17 protein-coding genes are annotated in these 17336 nt (G+C 51.5%); 9 read left to right on the top strand and 8 right to left on the bottom strand.

Annotated features, from left to right (window positions below; all coding sequences use genetic code 11):
• The first annotated feature begins 662 nt into the window (after positions 1 to 662).
• Positions 663 to 1202: a cupin domain-containing protein gene (locus BM231_RS04220; protein WP_093516939.1), complete on the top strand. Its 540-nt coding sequence runs from the start codon at positions 663 to 665 to the stop codon at positions 1200 to 1202.
• Here BM231_RS04220 and BM231_RS04215 read toward each other — a convergent pair.
• Entirely contained in the window at positions 1195 to 2172 is a 978-nt protein-coding gene (locus BM231_RS04215; RefSeq protein ID WP_208860042.1) for an arginine deiminase-related protein, read from the bottom strand. The genes BM231_RS04220 and BM231_RS04215 overlap by 8 nt on opposite strands.
• A 437-nt stretch (positions 2173 to 2609) precedes the next feature.
• On the opposite strand from BM231_RS04215, the gene BM231_RS04210 reads away from it, so the two are divergent.
• The 3 genes from BM231_RS04210 to BM231_RS04200 all read left to right on the top strand — a co-directional run bounded on the left by BM231_RS04210 (position 2610) and on the right by BM231_RS04200 (position 5353).
• The gene (locus BM231_RS04210) at positions 2610 to 3203 is read left to right on the top strand and encodes an NAD(P)H-dependent oxidoreductase (RefSeq protein ID WP_208860041.1); all 594 of its coding nucleotides are present in this window, start codon (positions 2610 to 2612) and stop codon (positions 3201 to 3203) included.
• A 64-nt stretch (positions 3204 to 3267) separates the two neighbouring features.
• Positions 3268 to 4056 carry a creatininase family protein gene (locus BM231_RS04205; RefSeq protein ID WP_093517112.1) on the top strand — a complete coding sequence of 263 codons (789 nt, stop codon included), beginning with the start codon at positions 3268 to 3270 and terminating at the stop codon, positions 4054 to 4056.
• 100 nt (positions 4057 to 4156) lie between these two features.
• Complete coding sequence (locus BM231_RS04200; RefSeq protein WP_093516933.1) at positions 4157 to 5353, top strand: hypothetical protein; 1197 nt, start codon at positions 4157 to 4159, stop codon at positions 5351 to 5353.
• 6 nt (positions 5354 to 5359) lie between these two features.
• Here the strand turns inward: BM231_RS04200 and BM231_RS04195 are convergent, their stop codons facing one another.
• Both BM231_RS04195 and BM231_RS04190 read right to left on the bottom strand, forming a co-directional pair.
• Entirely contained in the window at positions 5360 to 6016 is a 657-nt protein-coding gene (locus BM231_RS04195; RefSeq protein ID WP_208860040.1) for a nucleotidyltransferase family protein, read from the bottom strand.
• A gap of 337 nt (positions 6017 to 6353) precedes the next feature.
• Positions 6354 to 7031: a nucleotidyltransferase family protein gene (locus BM231_RS04190; protein WP_093516931.1), complete on the bottom strand. Its 678-nt coding sequence runs from the start codon at positions 7029 to 7031 to the stop codon at positions 6354 to 6356.
• Positions 7032 to 7434: 403 nt separating this feature from the next.
• On the opposite strand from BM231_RS04190, the gene pyrC reads away from it, so the two are divergent.
• The 3 genes from pyrC (at position 7435) to BM231_RS04175 (ending at position 12545) form a co-directional block, all read left to right on the top strand.
• Positions 7435 to 8481 (top strand): dihydroorotase, encoded by a 1047-nt coding sequence (pyrC, locus tag BM231_RS04185; protein WP_167550258.1) that lies wholly within the window; start codon positions 7435 to 7437, stop codon positions 8479 to 8481.
• Positions 8482 to 8613: 132 nt separating this feature from the next.
• Positions 8614 to 9309: an orotate phosphoribosyltransferase gene (locus BM231_RS04180; protein ID WP_093516929.1), complete on the top strand. Its 696-nt coding sequence runs from the start codon at positions 8614 to 8616 to the stop codon at positions 9307 to 9309.
• Positions 9310 to 9668: 359 nt separating this feature from the next.
• Positions 9669 to 12545 (top strand): M16 family metallopeptidase, encoded by a 2877-nt coding sequence (locus BM231_RS04175; RefSeq protein WP_093516927.1) that lies wholly within the window; start codon positions 9669 to 9671, stop codon positions 12543 to 12545.
• A gap of 51 nt (positions 12546 to 12596) precedes the next feature.
• Here the strand turns inward: BM231_RS04175 and BM231_RS04170 are convergent, their stop codons facing one another.
• Genes BM231_RS04170 through gstA form a run of 3 tightly spaced genes read right to left on the bottom strand, consistent with a single transcriptional unit; the run spans position 12597 to position 13815 of the window.
• On the bottom strand, positions 12597 to 12818 hold the full coding sequence (locus BM231_RS04170; protein WP_093516925.1) for a tautomerase family protein: 222 nt from the start codon (positions 12816 to 12818) through the stop codon (positions 12597 to 12599).
• The gene (locus BM231_RS04165) at positions 12818 to 13207 is read right to left on the bottom strand and encodes a nuclear transport factor 2 family protein (protein WP_093516923.1); all 390 of its coding nucleotides are present in this window, start codon (positions 13205 to 13207) and stop codon (positions 12818 to 12820) included. Before BM231_RS04165 ends, BM231_RS04170 begins: the two co-directional genes overlap by 1 nt.
• Entirely contained in the window at positions 13207 to 13815 is a 609-nt protein-coding gene (gstA, locus tag BM231_RS04160; RefSeq protein WP_093516921.1) for a glutathione transferase GstA, read from the bottom strand. Before gstA ends, BM231_RS04165 begins: the two co-directional genes overlap by 1 nt.
• A gap of 128 nt (positions 13816 to 13943) precedes the next feature.
• Between gstA and BM231_RS04155 the strand changes: the two genes are divergently transcribed.
• A complete protein-coding gene (locus tag BM231_RS04155) occupies positions 13944 to 14825 on the top strand; it encodes a LysR family transcriptional regulator (protein ID WP_093516919.1) in 882 nt (293 codons plus the stop codon).
• Here BM231_RS04155 and BM231_RS04150 read toward each other — a convergent pair whose 3' ends face one another.
• Entirely contained in the window at positions 14826 to 15617 is a 792-nt protein-coding gene (locus tag BM231_RS04150; protein ID WP_093516917.1) for an MBL fold metallo-hydrolase, read from the bottom strand.
• 114 nt (positions 15618 to 15731) lie between these two features.
• On the opposite strand from BM231_RS04150, the gene BM231_RS04145 reads away from it, so the two are divergent.
• On the top strand, positions 15732 to 16715 hold the full coding sequence (locus tag BM231_RS04145; protein WP_093516915.1) for a GlxA family transcriptional regulator: 984 nt from the start codon (positions 15732 to 15734) through the stop codon (positions 16713 to 16715).
• A 22-nt stretch (positions 16716 to 16737) separates the two neighbouring features.
• On the opposite strand, the gene BM231_RS04140 is transcribed toward BM231_RS04145, so the two are convergent.
• The gene (locus BM231_RS04140) at positions 16738 to 17172 is read right to left on the bottom strand and encodes a hypothetical protein (RefSeq protein ID WP_093516913.1); all 435 of its coding nucleotides are present in this window, start codon (positions 17170 to 17172) and stop codon (positions 16738 to 16740) included.
• Positions 17173 to 17336: the final 164 nt, after the last annotated feature.

Below are 17336 nucleotides of genomic sequence, written 5' to 3'. Positions count from 1 at the left end.
AAACATACCTAATCCGCAGAAACACGCCGTTTCAATTCCACACCAGACCTGTGGGGGACAATTCCATCCAATTAAGCTCACCTAACGGGAACGTTCAGCCGCCTCATGTCCCCTTAATACCACCAGCCACTTTCCTGCTCTAACTCCCAGCCACCAGAGTCTCAGGGAGAACATTACAGGAATAGACCGCGATCAAATCAGGCTGCATTCTCTCAAAACGCCTGCAGGCAATCTTCGGAGCAATCCGTGTTCTTTGAAAACTGAATAGTGAATGAGAGGGCATGGAGGTCGTGGCTTATGCGGCGACACCCTGAACTCACTGCAATCCCAACGGGGCAGTGAGCAGACGCCCAGTGAGAAACACCGCAGTTGCGTTCGTTTGCGTGATTTTGAGCGAAACAACGTTTCTTTGCGCTCTTATGTGCACTCACGACAATGGAACAATGCGTTTAGAAAAGCGTAGGACTATAGCTGGCATCACCAGCACCCCGCGCTCCGGCCAACTGATAGGAAGGACTTATCCTCCTTCTATCAAATCTTATCCCCCCAAACAAAAAAACTATCCCCGATGCAAATGGCTTCACTGACTATGGATAGGGTCAAGAAACTCGACAGAATGATTTTAGTTGCTTCTTATCAGCTGACTTCATCGAGAGTTCAGCATGCTCTCGAATCTCGGCACCTTAGATTTTCAGTTGGGCTATGTTCTGGCCGGAACATTGGAGATCTCTATGAAGACTATTGTACTCGCAGCGACCACGCTGCTTTTTGCAGGCTTAGCTCTTCCATCTGCTCAGGCCGGGCAATGCCCTCCTGGTCAGGAAGGTTCTGCCATTGACGATAGTGCTCCGACAGAGAACTATCTGGTAGAGACTGAAGAACTTGACGCTATCGATCTTGGCAAAGAGAAGGTCAACATCCCTGATCATAACCTGCGCATGCGGACCATTACGGTTCAACCCGGGGGACATGTTCTCTTGCATGGCCATGAGAACCGACCAGCTCTGGCGCTGGTGACAGAAGGCGAGTTTGTTGAATATAGTAATGAATGCGGCGTACCGGTTATCCATAAACTCGGGGAAGTGATCAACGAAAACTCTGAGGTGCGGCATTGGGTCAAAAATAAAGGTGACACGCCAGCAGTTCTGACGGTCACCGATATTGTCGATTTAAGCGATACCCAGCAGGGAAACTTTAAGTAGCCTCAGTTTCCAGCTCAGGTTCAAATTCACGCAGGTTGAGATGGATGCCAGCCATTGTGCAGCGGGCTGAGCCGCCAGCTTGTTCAATGGTATCCAGTTTCAACTGAACAATCTTGGTGCTTTGCTCGATCAGATCGATCTGCTCTTGGTGTAAGGAAGCGTATGCTCCCTCTGACATTGCGAGCAACAAGCCTTCTGTTTTGCTATGTAACTCTATGGAACGTCCCACGCAGGCTTCAATTTGTCCGTTACTCAACTGTACAACCAGACGCCCAGACTGCTCTAAGCGACGGATGATCTCTGCCTTTTGGGCTGGATCTATAATCAAGTCGGAACCGATCAACGCAATGCCAGTGCCAATGCAAAGAACTGCATTGGTGTGAGCGACGGGCTTGCCATCAGAATGCTGCGCCTCAAAAATCACCGGCTCATATTTAAAATGATCGCAGAACTGTTCCAACGCCTGTTTATCTGCATGATTTGACGGGACAGCATAGACAACGCGCTCGATATTATCGAATACCATTGCCCCCGTTCCTTCAAGAAACTGCTGCTCTTCTTCCAGCTCTGAAAAATCGACCACATCCTGAACGCGGTATTCAGTTTTAAGAAGCTCGATCACATCATCACGGCGTTCTTTTCGACGGCTCTCCGCCTGCATTGGATAGATGGTGACATAACCGCCAGCATGCGTAGACAGCCAATTGTTCAGAAAAACAGACTTTGGCGTGTCGCGGGATTTATCTTCAAACAGATGAACATCAACACCGTGCCTACTCAACTCGTCTGCCGCAGCTGAAATCTCAACATACGCCTGTTCTGCAAAATCAATGTCTCTTTGAGATTCCCCAATAAGACTGCGAGAACTGCTCTGCGCCGCATCTTTGCTTGTGCTGAAAAACAAAGGGCGGATCATAACAACGGCTGATGGAGCCTGAACGGATCGGAGAGTAGGTCTGTGGTTCGTCATTGGTTCTGCTTTTTATTTGATGAGTTACACAGTGCACCATTCATCAGGCGCAGATTACTTTTGGGAGGAATGGAAGCGGTTTTCATTTTTGATTGGCGATTTCGCTTCTTCTTGCCGGGGCTCACCTCCTCCTGGTGGCTCACGGCTTGTCTTCTGAATTGGCCTTTCAGAAAGTACACACTAAAAAATATACAAAATTGTGTAAATATTGAGGCATTACTTCAATACACCGTAGGGTCAGCATAATAAAATCGCATATTTTTCATATTTATCCTAATATTATCATTAGGTTACAAAAAATTTCAGCTGAGTTAAGGAAGATTACGGACCGGACGGTTTTCACAGGATCATAATGATGAAACTCAATGAGAAGCAGGCATCAACTGACATAAAGCATGGTATAAATTGATAGAAATATATTTGAACCGGATAAAAACATGCATGCCCTGATCGTCTATTGTCATCCGAATTCTGAAAGTTTCAGCAAAGCTGTCCTTGATCAGGTGGTGGAGACACTCAAGCGTCAACACGTCAGCCTGGATCTCATTGATCTTTATGAGGAGGATTTTCAGCCTGTCCTTACCAAGAGCGATCTGGACAGCTATTTGGACACATCTCTCAACAAACAGGGTCTTGAGCACCACATTGATGTATTGCAGCGCTGCGACACGCTGATCTTTGTTTACCCAACCTGGTGGTATGGCTTGCCCGCAATGATCAAAGGATGGCTTGATCGCGTGCTGGTGCCAGGAGTTGCTTTTAAGCTGACTGAAGAGGGTGCGATCAAACCAAATTTGCAGAACATTAAGAAACTTGCCGTTTTTACCACCTGCGGCGCTCCAAGATGGCTTAGTTTTCTTATGGGCACGCCCGGCAAGAAAACCATTTTGCGCGGCGTGCGTGTGCTTTGCAACCCTTGGGTAAAAACCAGATATGTCGCCCATTACAACATGGACAGCTCTACTGAAAGCTCGAGACTTCGTCATTTAAAGGTGATTGACCGAAAGACCCGAGGCCTCTGCAAAGCATAACCCCCTCCTATCAGGCCAACTAAAGATGGCCTGCGGACAGCGACAGATTCCAGAGGTACCCGCCATGTTTCCTCGACGCTATTGGATGGATTTTAAAACCACTGACTTTGAGAATGTCGACGCTCAAAGGACGATTGCGATTTTGCCGACGGCCGCTGTTGAGCAACATGGACCTCACCTACCACTTGGCGTGGACACATACATTAATGAGGGCATGCTTGAGACCCTGTGTGCCCGTGCACCGGAAGCATTGGACTTCCGCATTCTGCCTTTGCAATGCATCGGGAAGTCCGATGAACATATTCATGCGCCTGGGACTCTCTCACTGAGAGCGGATACAGCAGCCAAACACTGGATTGATATTGGTAGTTCCGTTGCCGCCTGTGGCATCCGGAAAATGATCATCGCCAACTCTCATGGAGGTAATCTCGATCTGATTGGCATTGTCGCACGGGAGCTTCGCATTCGCTGCAAGATGTTGGTTGGCAAATGTCATTGGTCCAGCTTTGGCGCACCAAAGGGGCTATTCAGCGAAGAAGAGTTGAAGTTCGGGCTGCATGGAGGCGATGAGGAAACTTCGTTAATGCTGCATTTCCGGGCAGACCTTGTTGACATGCAGCATGCCCAAGACTTCCGATCAACAGCTCAAGACCTTGATGAGAATGCAAGGCTGGGACCTACCGGACTTCCCTCTTATGGCTGGATTGCTTCTGATTTGAACCCTCATGGAACAGTGGGCAATGCTGCGAATGCGAGTTCGGAAAAGGGGCGTTTAACCGCGGAACATCAGGTGGATGGTTTTATTGAGTTTTTGCGAGAGACGGCGGATTTCGACATCAACAGGTTTGATTGACCTTTCCTGTTGTCAGCTTTGGCAAAACTCTTTGAAGCAACCTATTGAACCTGCTTTAATTGGTTTTGGGGTTAGTCAGTGCCGCGTCTGGAGTTGAGCAATGCAGTTTCTCAGAGTGTTTATAGTTTTATTGCTCACACTTTTTAGTGCGCCAAGCATAGGCCTTGCTGCAGAGGGTCTCAGCCTTTCCGGTGGTCAGCAATGGCTTGTCTTCGCCAGCAGGCAAGATGCGAGCGAAGCAGTGCAACTGGCTGAAGGTTTTCAAGGTGCGCTGCAAGGGACACCCTATCAGGACAAAATGCGGGTGGTTCGCTCCGAAAACGGTTGGTTTGGTGTGGTTGTTGGCCCTGTAAACTTTAAAAATCTGCAGTTGGCCCGCCAGCAGATTTCGATTGATTTGCCTGAGGATGCCTATCTATCTCATGGCCGCCGCTATGTGGAAACCGTGTGGCCCGCCCAAAACTTGCATTTTGGTGAGTTTGAATCACAGCCTCGTTTTTCGCTTGAGCTTGAAACGCTGCGTATCGACGCTGTACTCATCACGGAACAGACTGATCCGAATGACGAGTTTTCAAAGAATTCGAAAGTACAGGTTGTCGGGTGGACTGAGCAAGCCAAAGTATTCTCGTTTGAAACGGAGCCGAGTTATTTTCCTCAATACGGCCAGAGCGTTGAAGTTATTCGTCTTGCCAACGAGACTGAGTTTCCTCAGGTCGTGATCAAGCGGTTTACGGGTGGGGCGCATTGTTGTGTAGAACAGCAGATCATCACGCAAAACCGGAACGGAACCTGGGTGATGGTTCAGGGTGCTGTGCTGGATGGTGGGTACGGTTATAGTTTTGAAGACCTGGACGGAGACGGTACACTTGAACTTGTGAGTGCGGACAACAGCTTCTTTTATCTCTTTGCACCGTATGCGAGGAGCTTTGCGCCGCTTTACATTGAAAAGCTCAATTACGACAAAATCACCGATGTGAATCTGGAGCCTGCCTATCAGCCTGCCTTTCGCAAAGAACTGGCGTATCTCGAGGAATTGGCTGACTCTGAAAAGGCGCTTTGGGGCGAGAATGGTTTTCTTGCAGGTTGGGCTGCTACGCGAGCCTGTTTAGGAGACGGGATGGAAGCCGTCGTACAAGCAACAGAGAAAAGTAGGGGTGACCAAGAGGATTTTCGGAAATATGCCTGCCCGGATGGATCCCCAAGTTCAAAGTGCGATTATGAGAATGCAGTTGCCCTGCCGTTTCCAGTTGGCTTGACCGTGCATTTGATTGAAAGAGGCTATTTGCCGGTGCACTGACATGCGTTATCTGAGCGCAACGCTTGGCCACATGGCTTCCACGCGGCGGAGTTTGTAGAGGAAGTGCTCTTCGTCGCAATATCCGGTGTTGCGTTCCATCTTCATTGAGAAAACACCAGACAAGCCGAACGGCGCCAGGACGGTGAAACTTCCATTGACCTCAAGCCGGACACCGAGAGCGTAGGTTTGGACTGGGTCACGTACCAACGCTTCTGCGGTGCATGTGACTGGTGTTCCATTGCTCATCCGCTCGCTGTCATGATGGATGACATGGCCTGCCTGATTGGACAGGTGCACCTGATATGGCCCAGCGCTCAGGACCTGACGGATATGGCGCAGGTAGGTGGCTTCTTTTTCGAGGGCTTGCTCTGATGGATCGTAGTAGGTGATGTAGAGCTGGTGGTTGCCTGCCATGGCAGGATTGCCCTTCAACGCGGTCCAAAGTGGCCATGCGATGGAGGGGCCGGAGATGCACCAGTCTGGCAGCTGGAGGGATCTGATGCCCTTCATTGCGGAAATCAGATGCGCATTGGATCGAAGGACCAGCTCAAGTAAACGCTTGCGATCCTCCTCACTGGTGAGTTGAGGGTCCGCGAGCGTTGCCTGATCCAGGTACTCCAAGTTGGCATTGGCCAAAGCTGAGTGACGCACTAATTTTGGCATAGCCCTGATGACGCCTGCACCGGTTCATTTCAGAGTATCTGGCGATCAAACTGGATCACTAATGATGCTCTGACACTTCATGTTTATGCATACTCTGAGCCGAAGATTGGAATCCATGCCTCGGGGAGATGCCCTACTCTTTCTAACTACTAAAAGATTCCAATGAGATAATCCATTGGTGGGTTGGGCCTTGGTAAACAATGTTGAGGATCAATTACAGGTCGCGTGCTGTTGAGGCCGGCTGGTCATGCCAATGCTTACAAGTGGTTGGCGAAGAAATGCCATCTTTGCGGACTGAAAAGTGGGGTTTGAAATGCCCCGAAAAAATTGCGCCGACCTACCAAGGGACGACTGTCAGTTCCGGCCAGTGTTCTGTGAGGCGGGTGGCTTTGCGGGTGAAGGTCTCTTCGTTTGGCAGGACCTTGTTGGGGAGCATCTGCATTTGGAAGATGGGTTCCAGTCCGAAGGGGGCTTCGATTTGCAGGCGATCATCGTCGTGGAGGCGAGCGGCGACGGAGTGGGTTGTGGAGGCGTAGTAGAGGAGTGACTCCAGCGAGCAGCCGAGTTTGGGATAGTCTATGCCGAAATGCTTGGGGAACCAGAGGTGCACGCGGGCCTGATTGCGGATTTCGACTGGAAGCCTCAGAGGGTCACAGGCTTTGGCGAGACTAGTGATCACACGGTCTTCGGCCTCGTAGGATATGTCAGCTTCATCATGATAGATCAGGTCGTAGTCCTTGATGCCGTGTCCGGCCTCCCTGCCCGTCAGTGCATTCCAGACACTTTGGTAGATTGCACCGGATGCGAGCCATGCGTCTGGCAACTGGGCGTCACGCAGGACCTTCAGCAGATCATAGAGCACAGTTGAGCGGATGACCTCTTCGATAAAATACACGCGCCCCTGCTCACCTGCGCCGTGGTGAACAGGGGAAACACGTGATGGCAAGGAGGTGATCTTCTCCTTGGGAGTGGGATTGGCTGAGGAGGCCGTTGCTGTGCGAGCTGATATGGTCATGCTTTTCATTTGAAAGAGATCAAGTTGCGAAGACTGACGTTACGACTCGCCCTCGAAAACTAGAACCAACAGAGAATTAAACTAGTACATATGGGGAACATTATGATAATCCACCCATCAGATCAATCCATGTAAATTTGGGGCTTGGCTATCTGCGAGAATTGACAGGTAGATTCGCCTAGGAGTTGTGCTGGGTCGATTGATCCCACGAAGATGTGGATAGCGAATTCTGCGTAGCTGGCTCGAATTTGAGATTTTACGTTGCGCATTTCAGCCGAAGGGCTAGTTCCCTTAACTACGTATTTGTGCGAGATGCTCAAAAAACTCACTTTTGCCTTGAGATTTGGTGGCATTGGGCAGTAAACCGATGTCGCGCAGCCTTTCGACCACACGGAGCATGAAGATGACCGAGACCCGCCTGACCATTAGACGGCCTGATGACTGGCACCTGCACTTACGTGATGGTGAGATGCTGACATCCGTTCTGCCATCAACCTCCGCAAATTTTGGCCGCGCGATTATTATGCCCAATCTGGTGCCGCCTGTTGTCACCAGTCAGGATGCTGCCGGTTACCGGGATCGCATTCTCGCGGCGATGCCAGAGGATCACGACTTCACTCCTTTGATGACGCTTTATCTGACAGAAACCACAGATGCGGATGATCTGGAACAGGCGGCAAAGTCTGGTCTGGTGACTGCGGTGAAGCTTTATCCTGCTGGCGCGACGACCAACTCGCAAAGTGGTGTGCGCGACTTTGATAAGGTGGCCGGCGTTCTGGAGCGCATGGCAGAGATCGGCTTGCCGCTTCTGGTGCATGGTGAGGTTACAACTTCTGACGTGGACATCTTCGATCGAGAAGCGGTGTTCATTGAAACTGTACTGGACCCGATCCGCCGCAAGTTTCCTAAGCTGAAAGTGGTGATGGAACACATCACGACGGAAGAAGGCGTCAACTATGCCAAGTCTGGCGGTGATAATCTGGCAGCAACGATCACCACGCACCACCTGATCATCAACCGCAACGACATTCTTGTTGGTGGCATCAAGCCTCACTTTTACTGCCTGCCTGTGGCGAAGCGTGAAAAGCACCGCCTTGCGCTGCGTGCTGCGGCTACCTCTGGTGATGCACGTTTCTTCCTTGGTACAGACAGTGCTCCGCACCTTGACCAGAACAAGCTGTGTGAGTGTGGCTGTGCTGGTATCTTCTCTGCGCCAAACACTATGAGCTGTCTGGCACACGTGTTTGAACAGGAAGGCGCGCTCGACAAGCTTGAGGCGTTTACCTCTCTCAATGGTCCGGCGTTTTATGGCATGGCACCAAACGAGACCACCATTGATTTGGTAAAGGCCGATGAAAAGGTCAGTTACCCGCCGAGTATTCCAACACCGGATGGGCCGGTGACCCTCTTCAATCCGGGATTTGATATATTCTGGAAGGTTGAGACCTAAAGATGAGTTTCAAAGCAGTTTGCACCTAATATGGCCGGGGCAAGCTGCTTTTTTTTGACATGAATGCATGCGGTGCCAGCTCCCTGTCATCCCACGTATTCTAAACCACCTACTGTGACTTGAGGGACAGCGATGTTTTCCAATTCTTTTCCTGACCGCGAAGTGATGGCGGAACTGACCGCAAAAATGCTCATGGAAATCAAGGCGGTGAACTTCCGTCCAGAAGAACCGTACATTCTGGCATCCGGCCTTGCGAGCCCGGTTTATATCGACTGCCGTAAACTGATCTCCTACCCGCGCATTCGTGGCACCTTGATGGAGTTTGCCGTGGCAACACTGCTGCGTGATGCAGGCTTTGAGAAGTTTGATGCGATCGCAGGCGGAGAGACAGCTGGCATTCCGTTTGCAGCATGGATTGCGGACAAGATGGCACTGCCAATGCAGTATGTGCGCAAGAAGCCGAAGGGCTATGGCCGTGACGCGCAGATTGAAGGTGACATCCACGAAGGGCAGAACGTGCTGCTGGTGGAAGACCTGACCACCGATGGCGGTTCCAAAATCAAGTTCTGTGAAGCTCTGCGCAAGGCAGGTGCTGACGTGACCGACACGCTGGTGGTGTTCTACTACGACATCTTCCCGGAAACGAAGGGCAAGCTGGCGGAGCATGGTGTGAACCTGCACTACCTTGCCACATGGCACGACATCCTGCGCGTTTGCCGCACGAACGATTACTTCTCAGCTGAGAAGGTGAACGAAGTTGAGAAGTTCCTCAACAATCCGCTGGAATGGTCTGCAGCCAACGGCGGCGTCAGCGAGCTGCCGCTCTAAGCATCGCTTCAACCGAACGCATTGATTTGACGAAAACGCGGGGCTTAGGTTCTGCGTTTTTGTTTTGTGGTGTTGCTTTACATCATAGCCTCAAAGTTGTTTTTGCCACAAAAGCAACATGAAGCGAAAGCATATAGATAACCGCAAAGTTTATGATAATTACGCAGATGTAGCTTTTACGAGGTGAAGACCTCGCGGGCACTCGGGTTCAGCTTAGGATTTATTTTGTGACGGACTTCAATAAAGTCTGCAAAACCTGCGCGCTGAAGCATGGGGTTGTGCTTTCGTGAACATCTTCACACTTGGAGCACCATTACAAAAGCACAGCGACAATTTGGGCGGCACGCAGGGAAACAATAATGCACGTAATCCGACACCTTATGGTGCCAGCACTGCTGAGTACTGGACTGGTCTTTTCTGTTCCTGTTTATGCGCAGGAGACCGCCACTCCCCCTCAGCCAAAGCCGACGCTGCAGGTTGCTAAAGATCAGCAATCCTATTGGTTTCCTGAAACCGACCTTAAGCTGCACCCCAGAATAATCTCTCGTCAGCTGCCCAATGGCATGCGGTATCTGCTGGTTCAGAGCCAATCCCCCAAGAACCAGATTGAGGTTCGTATGGCGGTTGATGCTGGCTCCTCTTTGGAAAAAGGGTCGGAACCAGGTGCCGCTCACTATCTGGAGCATATGGCGTTTAACGGTTCGACCAATGTGCCAGAAGGCGAGATGGTGGCCCTGCTGGAGCGCGCAGGACTGGCGTTTGGCGCCGGAACCAATGCAGCGACCACATTGAACAGCACCACATACCGCCTTTCCCTGCCCTCAGCTGATGCGGAGTTGCTGGACACTGCGCTGTTTATTATGCGCGAGACAGCAAGCGAGCTGACGCTTTCAACAAGTGCGATTGACCGTGAGCGTGGTGTTGTTGCCTCTGAAGTGCGCGGCAATTACGGCCCCGGTTATGATGCGCTGGTTGCCAGATTCGACTACCTTTATCCGGGTGTGAAACCGCGGACCCTGCTGCCGGTTGGGACGATGGACGGCATTGATGCCGTTGACCAAGCAACCTTGCGCGACTTTTATGAAAGCTATTATACGCCGGGCCGGACCACAGTGGTTGTGACTGGCGATATTGATGTTGAGGCGACAGAAGCAGCCATACAGAAGCATTTTGCGGACTGGAAACGCCCTGCGAATGCAGAGGAGCTGGACAGCGAGGAGCCCGATTTTGGGACATTGAAGGTTGCTGACGCTCCGCGTGCAGCGTTTTTTGTTGAACCGTCCCTGCCGACTGTTGTGAGCATCTATCTCGTCAAGCCTTCTCAAGAACTGGTTGATAACAAGCAGAACCGTATTCAGAACACACTGCGTGGGATCGGCATCAGTATTTTGAAGGAGCGGTTGCGTGATGCAGCTCTTGCCTCTCACGATACAATGGTCACTGCTGGCACAGATTATTACAGCGAAGACTTTGCCGATACTGTTGTTGCCAGCGCGACTGTTGCCACCGACAAGTGGCAGGACGGTTTTGCATTGCTGGAGCAAAAACTTCGGCAAACACTGGCTTATGGCGTGACACAGGAAGAAGTTGACCGACAGCTGGTGAACCGTCTCAACTCACTGGAAGTTGCTGTGAAAGCGGAGGAGACCATTCCAAACCGCGCTATTGCCAACAGACTCGTGCGGGATGTGCTCAATGAGAGCGTCACCACATCCTCTGCCGATAATCTAGCCTTCTTTCAGGAGCACTTTTCTGACCTGAAAGCCCGACAGGTCTCAAAGGCTCTGCTAGAGCTTTGGGAAGGTGCGCAACCAAACCTCTTTATGACGACTGCAGAGACATTTCCAAATGCCGAGGAGACCATTCTCTCCGTGTTTGAAGAGAGCCAATCGCGCCCCGTTGCTGCCTTTGAAGCCAAATCTCTAACCAACTTTGACTACGAGAGCTTTGGGCCGAAAGGCAAAGTTGCTCAGCAGACGATCACCAGTTTTGGACAGATCCGCTCTTACACTTTTGAAAACGGTGTGGTGCTGAACTTTAAGCAGACCGACTTTGACAAGGGCAAGGTGTTTGTTTCCCTGCGCACAGGTCGCGGTATTGAAGACTTGCCTGCTGATAAAGACGGTTTGGCGGGCTTCTTCCAGAGTGCGTTTATTGTTGGTGGCCTTGGCAAGTACTCGGTTGCTGATCTGGATAAGGTTCTTTCCGGAACCCAGGTTGGTGTTGGTCTTTCCTTTGGCGAAGATGGAATTTCCGGACAATATGGAACGACACCGGACGATCTGAAGCTGCAGCTGCAGGTGATCGCGGCTTATCTGACGGATCCGGCCTATCGTCCTGAAGGCGCTGCATTCTATCAAAAGAGCCTGAAAGAGACCTACAAAAACTCCCGTAGCTCTGCTGAAGCTGTTCGTGGACGCGAGTTCTCCCGCATTTTGCATAGTGGCGACAAACGCTGGGGTGCAGGAAGTGAAGAGGCTCTGCTGGAGCGTAACTATGAGGAACTGAAGCCGATCATCTCTCGCATCGCTCAAAAAGGTCCGATCGAGATTGGTATTGTAGGCGACCTTGAGGTGCAGGCTGCTCTGGACGCAGTTGCCGAGACTTTTGGTGCTTTGCAGCAGTCTTTTGACGCTCCGAAACATAGCTACGCAACTGGCATTGAGTTTCCAGAGGCACAGGCTGTTTCTTTGACCCATGAGGGTGACAGTGACGCGGCGCTTTTGCAGCATTACTGGAAGACCAGTGATGATGCAGATGCAACGCAGAGCTACACGCTGCAGTTGCTGCAGGGCATCATAGAGCTTCGGCTGCGCGATAAACTGCGTGAGGCAATGGGCGCGACTTACAGCCCTTATGCGTTCAGCATGAACTCCAACACAATCAAAGGCTTCGGCTACATTGGAATGTCCAGCAAGTTGAAACTGGATGATGTGGATGCAGCAGAGACTGTTTATCGCGACATCGTCAAAGGCTTGCAGGTGAAGGGCAACATCACAGCAGATGAATTGCTGCGGGCTCGTCAGCCTATTCTGGAAGCTATGAACAATGCAGAACACAGCAATGGGCTGTGGTTTGAGCTGGCAAGTCAGGCCGTGAGCTACCCAGAGGCGATCCAACGCTATCAGAATTACACGAAAATTCTGGAGCAGATCACACCGGATGACTTGGTTGTGGCAGCCTCCGATTTTCTGGTACCAGACCGGAATGTGACGCTGAAAATTCTGCCGGAGTAAGGCGAACTGAAAAACGCAGGGTTTGGGCCCTGCGTTTTTGCTTGAGGTGTTTTAAGACACCTGCTGGCGATACTGGATGACTGGTAGACCGCCAATGCCCCAGTCCTCAAGGTCAACCTCATCAATCACCACAAAGGTCGTGCTTGGTTTTTTGTTGAGCACGCGGGATAGAAGCTCTGTTACGCCCGCGATCACCTCGGCTTTTTCATCTGCGGTTGGGCCTTTGCCGTCTGGTCCACCTTCCTTGGTGATCTTGATGTTTACATAAGGCATCAGCTTGCCTCCGGCTTTGCGATGTAGGTGAAGATCTTGGTCATGATCCGCCAGCCATGCTGGTCTTTGGTCAGGGTGAGGAAGTCCAGATACTCGCGGTTCATCATGGTCATTGAGGCTTTGACGAAGGCCATTTGAGAACCACCAAACTCCACGGAGTGGATGCGGTCCTGTCGCGGCTCCCCTTTGCTTGCGGGCGGGATACGGCGACCCACCATCTCAAAGTACTCGCTCAGAGACTTATGCATGTAGTCCCCCTCGATCATATTGACGTAGCGCGCATCGGAGTGGAACACTTCAGCAAGGGCCTTGGTATCTGCGTGATAGAGGCCGTCAAAGTAGCCTGTCATCACCCTCTGAACTTCTGCAAAGGCTTGTGGGTTGCTCATCAGATCAGGCCTTCAGCTTTCATTGCGGCCTGTGCTGATGGGCGCTGGCTGGTGCGCTCGACAAAAGCTGCGAGGGACGGCCAACCCATCAGGTCGATGCCGACAAAGTTCGACCAATTGCAAACCACGAAAAGATAGGCATCGGCGACAGAGAACTCCGCGCCCAGAAGGTACGCTCTGCCATCACTGAACAGAGTTTCCAGATAGCTGAGCTTGGCAGCAACGTTCTTTGCAGCCTTCTCCTTGTCCTGCGTCGTTGCTGATGCGGTGAAAAACGGGGTGAATGCTTTATGGAGTTCTGAGCTGGTGAAGTTCAGGTATTCCTGCAGACGGGCGCGGGCAACGGTTCCAGCTTTGGGAGCCAGTCCGCGCTCCGGGTGATTGTCTGCCAGATATTGGAGGATCGCTGCGCCTTCTGTGAGCACCTCTCCTGACGCGAGCTGAAGGGCGGGGACATAGCCTTTTGGGTTGATTGTTTTGAAATCGATGCCTGCACTGGTTTTGCCTGCGTCGGTGTCTACGCTATCGATCTCGTAGGCGGCTGCGATCTCATTCAGCGTGATGTGGGTTGCCAGGGAGCATGCGCCGGGTTTGTAAAACAGTTTCATTGGAAGCTCTTTCCTCAAAGTGTTTGTTGCTAGGCTTTGAGGAAATAACGCCTCCCATGATTGATTGATAATATTGAATATTCAAGATAATGATTAGAAATTCAGATCATGTTGAGTGAGCGTATTCTATGACTTATGAGCAGCTGGTTGTTTTGCATGCGATTGTAACGGAAGGGACTTTTCGCGGGGCGGCGGAGCGTTTGCATAAGTCACAATCTGCCATCAGCCACATGCTGAAGAAGTTAGAGGCCGAAATTGATATGGTCTTGCTGTCCAGAGAGGCATACCGCCCAAAACTGACACCTGCGGGAGAGGTGTTTTACCGGCAAGCCATTCGCGTGATGCAGCAAATGAACGAGTTGGGCAGTCTGGCGAAAACGCTCAATGCGACACAGGAGGCTGAAGTCTCACTGGCGATTGCTGCGACCTTGCCCTTGCAGCGTGTTCTTGAGGTCATTGGCCATGTACGGGCGAAGTTCCCGGCAACGCATATTCATCTGTCACGCGAGAGCATGAGTGGCCCGATTGAACGGCTGCTCCATGACCGGGCTGATATTATTATCGCCAGCATGGATGGCGTGCCCGTTGAGCAGGTGGAAGCGGTATCATTTGCGGATGTCACCATTCTACCCGTCGCACACCCTGAGTTTGAACCTGCGCAGAGCAGGCATATGAAGACCATCGCAGAAATGCAGACGTATACTCAGATCATCGTGGCAGACAGCGGCAGCGGAGCGCTCAGCCAAAGCCGGGATTTGTTGCCAGGCGGGTTGCGTTGGACGGTGACAGACTTTGCCGCCAAGAAAGAAATCCTGCAGGCCAAACTCGGCTGGGGTGGCATTCCTGAGCACATGATCATCGAGGAACTGGCGCGCGGTGAGTTGGTTCTGCTGAATGTTGAAGGCTTCCAGCCGCGCCAGTCCCGCCTGTTTCAGATCCGCAAACGCGACAGGGACGTTGGCGTTGTCGCGCAATCTATCTGGGATGATCTGATGGCATCCGACAGCTGATCAGGCGTATTCCCGCTGCTTGTTGAACGTGAGTGTTTCGCCATCTGCCGGGATTAGCAGTTTGTCGCTTCCACCAGATTTTTCCGCCAGTTCCCGCAGCTGGGTTCGCTTTACGGGGCAATGGTTGATGGCTTCCAGGTGGTTCGCGATAACCTGTCCCGGCGCTAGTCTGATGAACTCCATGATCTCATCCAGCGACATCAGAATATCCTTGCCGATATCCAGACTTGCATTGCCTGCAGCGACTATCGCGATATCCGGCTTCAGGGTCTTCAGGCAGTGCCGGACATCCTTTGTCAGGATGGTATCACCGGACACGTAGAGGGTGGGCGCGTTGGGTAATTCCAGAAAATAGCCCACGCCGGGGCCCATAAATCTGGCGATCCAGCCGTATCCGTGCACTGTCGGGATTGGCGTGATGTGCCCGTCGAAAAACGGTTGGCGCAGCTCATCCTTCAGCGGCACGGTGGGAATGCCTCTCTTTCCAATGAACTCCTCATCATCCAAGCGACAGTAAGTCGGGATCTTTTGGGCGAGCAGAAGTTTCTTTGCTGCACCGTCCAAATGATCTGAATGGCCAAGCTGGCAGTGCGTCACCAACGCTGCAGTAAGCCCCTCAAGGTGCTGCTGTGTCCCATCAGGCAACGGGACCATTGGGTTTCTTCGGCTTTTGTGGCGAATGAAACTGTAGCTGGGCAATGTGCCGACCTTACCCAGCATCGGATCCACCAATATACGATGCTGCTCATGCTGAATGATGAAAGTTGCATTGCGAAGAAAGTGAAGTTTCATCCTGACCTACTGCTCTAACCTGACCTTGGTCCGTTGATCCTAGATTTTGGCAGTAAACTTGATATAGTCGGACTAGACACAAATCATACATAATCCGCCACATGAGATTTGAACATGACTTCGACCATTGCCATTTTGCTGCTGGAGAACTTTTTGGGGTTAGCCGCCTTTGGTTCCGCAGACATGTTCAAGACCGCAAATCAGATCGCAGATGTACGTGGTGATGAGATTATGCCGTTTCAGGTCCGGACTTACTCTTTAGATGGTGAGCCTGTTCAATCCTCAAACGGTATTGTTGTGACACCCGATGGAGCCTTAGAAGAGATCTCTGCACCTGATGTGATGTTTCTTCCCGGCATCGGCACCACCTCAGCCCCGCAATGCACAATCAGCACAAATTGGTTTCGAGGTGTGGCAGAGCGTCTTCAGCATCTATCTCAAAACGGCACCATCATTGCTGCGAGCTGTACCAGCACGTTTCTGCTGGCAGAAGCTGGATTGCTAGAGGGAAAGCAAGCCACAACAACCTGGTGGAAGCAGAAGGAGTTTTGCGCGGCTTATGACGGCGTTGAACTGGCTGGAGATGAAATACTCGTTGATGCGGGCAATGTCATTACCAGCGCTGCGGGGACTTCGTCTCTGGATCTTGCACTGCATCTCATCAACCGGCTGGAAGGCCCTGCCCTTTCCAGATTATGCGCGCGGTTTATGGTTCTTGAAGAAAATCGAGGCTTGCAGCAGCCCTTCATGATTCCATGGCATGAAAAGACACGGGATGAGACGATTGAGCGTGCGGACCAATGGGTCCAGAATAATCTGTCCTCTCGCCCCCTCAAAGTACAAGACCTCGCAGCCTTTCTGGGTATGAGCACACGCAGCCTTTTGCGGCACTTTAAGCGAGAACTATCCATGTCTCCGCAGCAGTTTATTTTGAACATCCGCTGTGAGCGTGCGAAGTCTCAGTTGGAGTATACAACGACGCCAATAGCCAAGGTTGCCGACGATCTGGGCTATTCTGACGAGAACGCATTCAGACGTTCGTTCCTTGCGCAGGTTGGGGTTTCACCAGCCCAGTACAGACAGAAGTTCCGCAAGTGAGAAGAAAGCACCTGCTTTAGTCCTAGAAGTAGAGCATCCAGATTGCCAGCAGACCCAAGGCGGCTCCAACATCATACACCGCACAAAATGGAATGTACCAACGAGGCATGTGGGTATCGATCAGGTTGTGGTGTAATACATCCCAAAGCCCGTGCGCGACAAATGCACCGACTATTGCCATAGGATATCCGTTAAGCCCGAGCAATGCCGCCGCCCCAAACAGGCTGGCAACCACGACTTCAATCAGGATTGTATGCATTCGCCCATCTTTGAATGCGTATCCAATGTAAACCCCAGCGATAAGCACAAGAACAATCGCTGCGAATTGGTGAGACAGCTCCAAAGGCAGGAAGAAGTGGGCTGGCAGGGATAGGATACCCAAGATCAACCCCGAGGAAATTGGCAATCTCGCCAAGATAAGTGGGTTCGCATCACGGGAGATCAGGTTGTCAGTCATTTTTATTCCAGGCAAGGCAATCAAAAAACGATCAGAGATATTCGACCGAAACAGTGACCTCAAAATAGGTTAGCATAAACGAATAGATAAACAGCCTGACGAGACAAAAACCCTACATGATCCGCCAGCCTTGCATTGCCGGAGAACCAGAGCAAACGGATCAT

Source organism: Pseudovibrio ascidiaceicola, from assembly GCF_900114245.1.
In the GTDB taxonomy this organism is placed as follows: domain Bacteria; phylum Pseudomonadota; class Alphaproteobacteria; order Rhizobiales; family Stappiaceae; genus Pseudovibrio; species Pseudovibrio ascidiaceicola.
Note: the sequence above shows the minus strand (reverse complement) of the source record. Positions and strands in the feature narration are given on the sequence as shown.

What these genes read in the sequence shown, in the direction of transcription:
- BM231_RS04215 (WP_208860042.1), bottom strand. Translation starts at nt 2,172, where the DNA reads ATGACGAACCACAGACCTACTCTCCGATCCGTTCAGGCTCCATCAGCC.
- BM231_RS04170 (WP_093516925.1), bottom strand. Translation starts at nt 12,818, where the DNA reads ATGCCTTATGTAAACATCAAGATCACCAAGGAAGGTGGACCAGACGGC.
- BM231_RS04180 (WP_093516929.1), top strand. Translation starts at nt 8,614, where the DNA reads ATGTTTTCCAATTCTTTTCCTGACCGCGAAGTGATGGCGGAACTGACC.
- BM231_RS04150 (WP_093516917.1), bottom strand. Translation starts at nt 15,617, where the DNA reads ATGAAACTTCACTTTCTTCGCAATGCAACTTTCATCATTCAGCATGAG.
- BM231_RS04140 (WP_093516913.1), bottom strand. Translation starts at nt 17,172, where the DNA reads ATGACTGACAACCTGATCTCCCGTGATGCGAACCCACTTATCTTGGCG.
- BM231_RS04210 (WP_208860041.1), top strand. Translation starts at nt 2,610, where the DNA reads ATGCATGCCCTGATCGTCTATTGTCATCCGAATTCTGAAAGTTTCAGC.
- BM231_RS04205 (WP_093517112.1), top strand. Translation starts at nt 3,268, where the DNA reads ATGTTTCCTCGACGCTATTGGATGGATTTTAAAACCACTGACTTTGAG.
- BM231_RS04195 (WP_208860040.1), bottom strand. Translation starts at nt 6,016, where the DNA reads ATGCCAAAATTAGTGCGTCACTCAGCTTTGGCCAATGCCAACTTGGAG.
- gstA (WP_093516921.1), bottom strand. Translation starts at nt 13,815, where the DNA reads ATGAAACTGTTTTACAAACCCGGCGCATGCTCCCTGGCAACCCACATC.
- BM231_RS04145 (WP_093516915.1), top strand. Translation starts at nt 15,732, where the DNA reads ATGACTTCGACCATTGCCATTTTGCTGCTGGAGAACTTTTTGGGGTTA.
- BM231_RS04220 (WP_093516939.1), top strand. Translation starts at nt 663, where the DNA reads ATGCTCTCGAATCTCGGCACCTTAGATTTTCAGTTGGGCTATGTTCTG.
- BM231_RS04165 (WP_093516923.1), bottom strand. Translation starts at nt 13,207, where the DNA reads ATGAGCAACCCACAAGCCTTTGCAGAAGTTCAGAGGGTGATGACAGGC.
- BM231_RS04200 (WP_093516933.1), top strand. Translation starts at nt 4,157, where the DNA reads ATGCAGTTTCTCAGAGTGTTTATAGTTTTATTGCTCACACTTTTTAGT.
- pyrC (WP_167550258.1), top strand. Translation starts at nt 7,435, where the DNA reads ATGACCGAGACCCGCCTGACCATTAGACGGCCTGATGACTGGCACCTG.
- BM231_RS04155 (WP_093516919.1), top strand. Translation starts at nt 13,944, where the DNA reads ATGACTTATGAGCAGCTGGTTGTTTTGCATGCGATTGTAACGGAAGGG.
- BM231_RS04175 (WP_093516927.1), top strand. Translation starts at nt 9,669, where the DNA reads ATGCACGTAATCCGACACCTTATGGTGCCAGCACTGCTGAGTACTGGA.
- BM231_RS04190 (WP_093516931.1), bottom strand. Translation starts at nt 7,031, where the DNA reads ATGACCATATCAGCTCGCACAGCAACGGCCTCCTCAGCCAATCCCACT.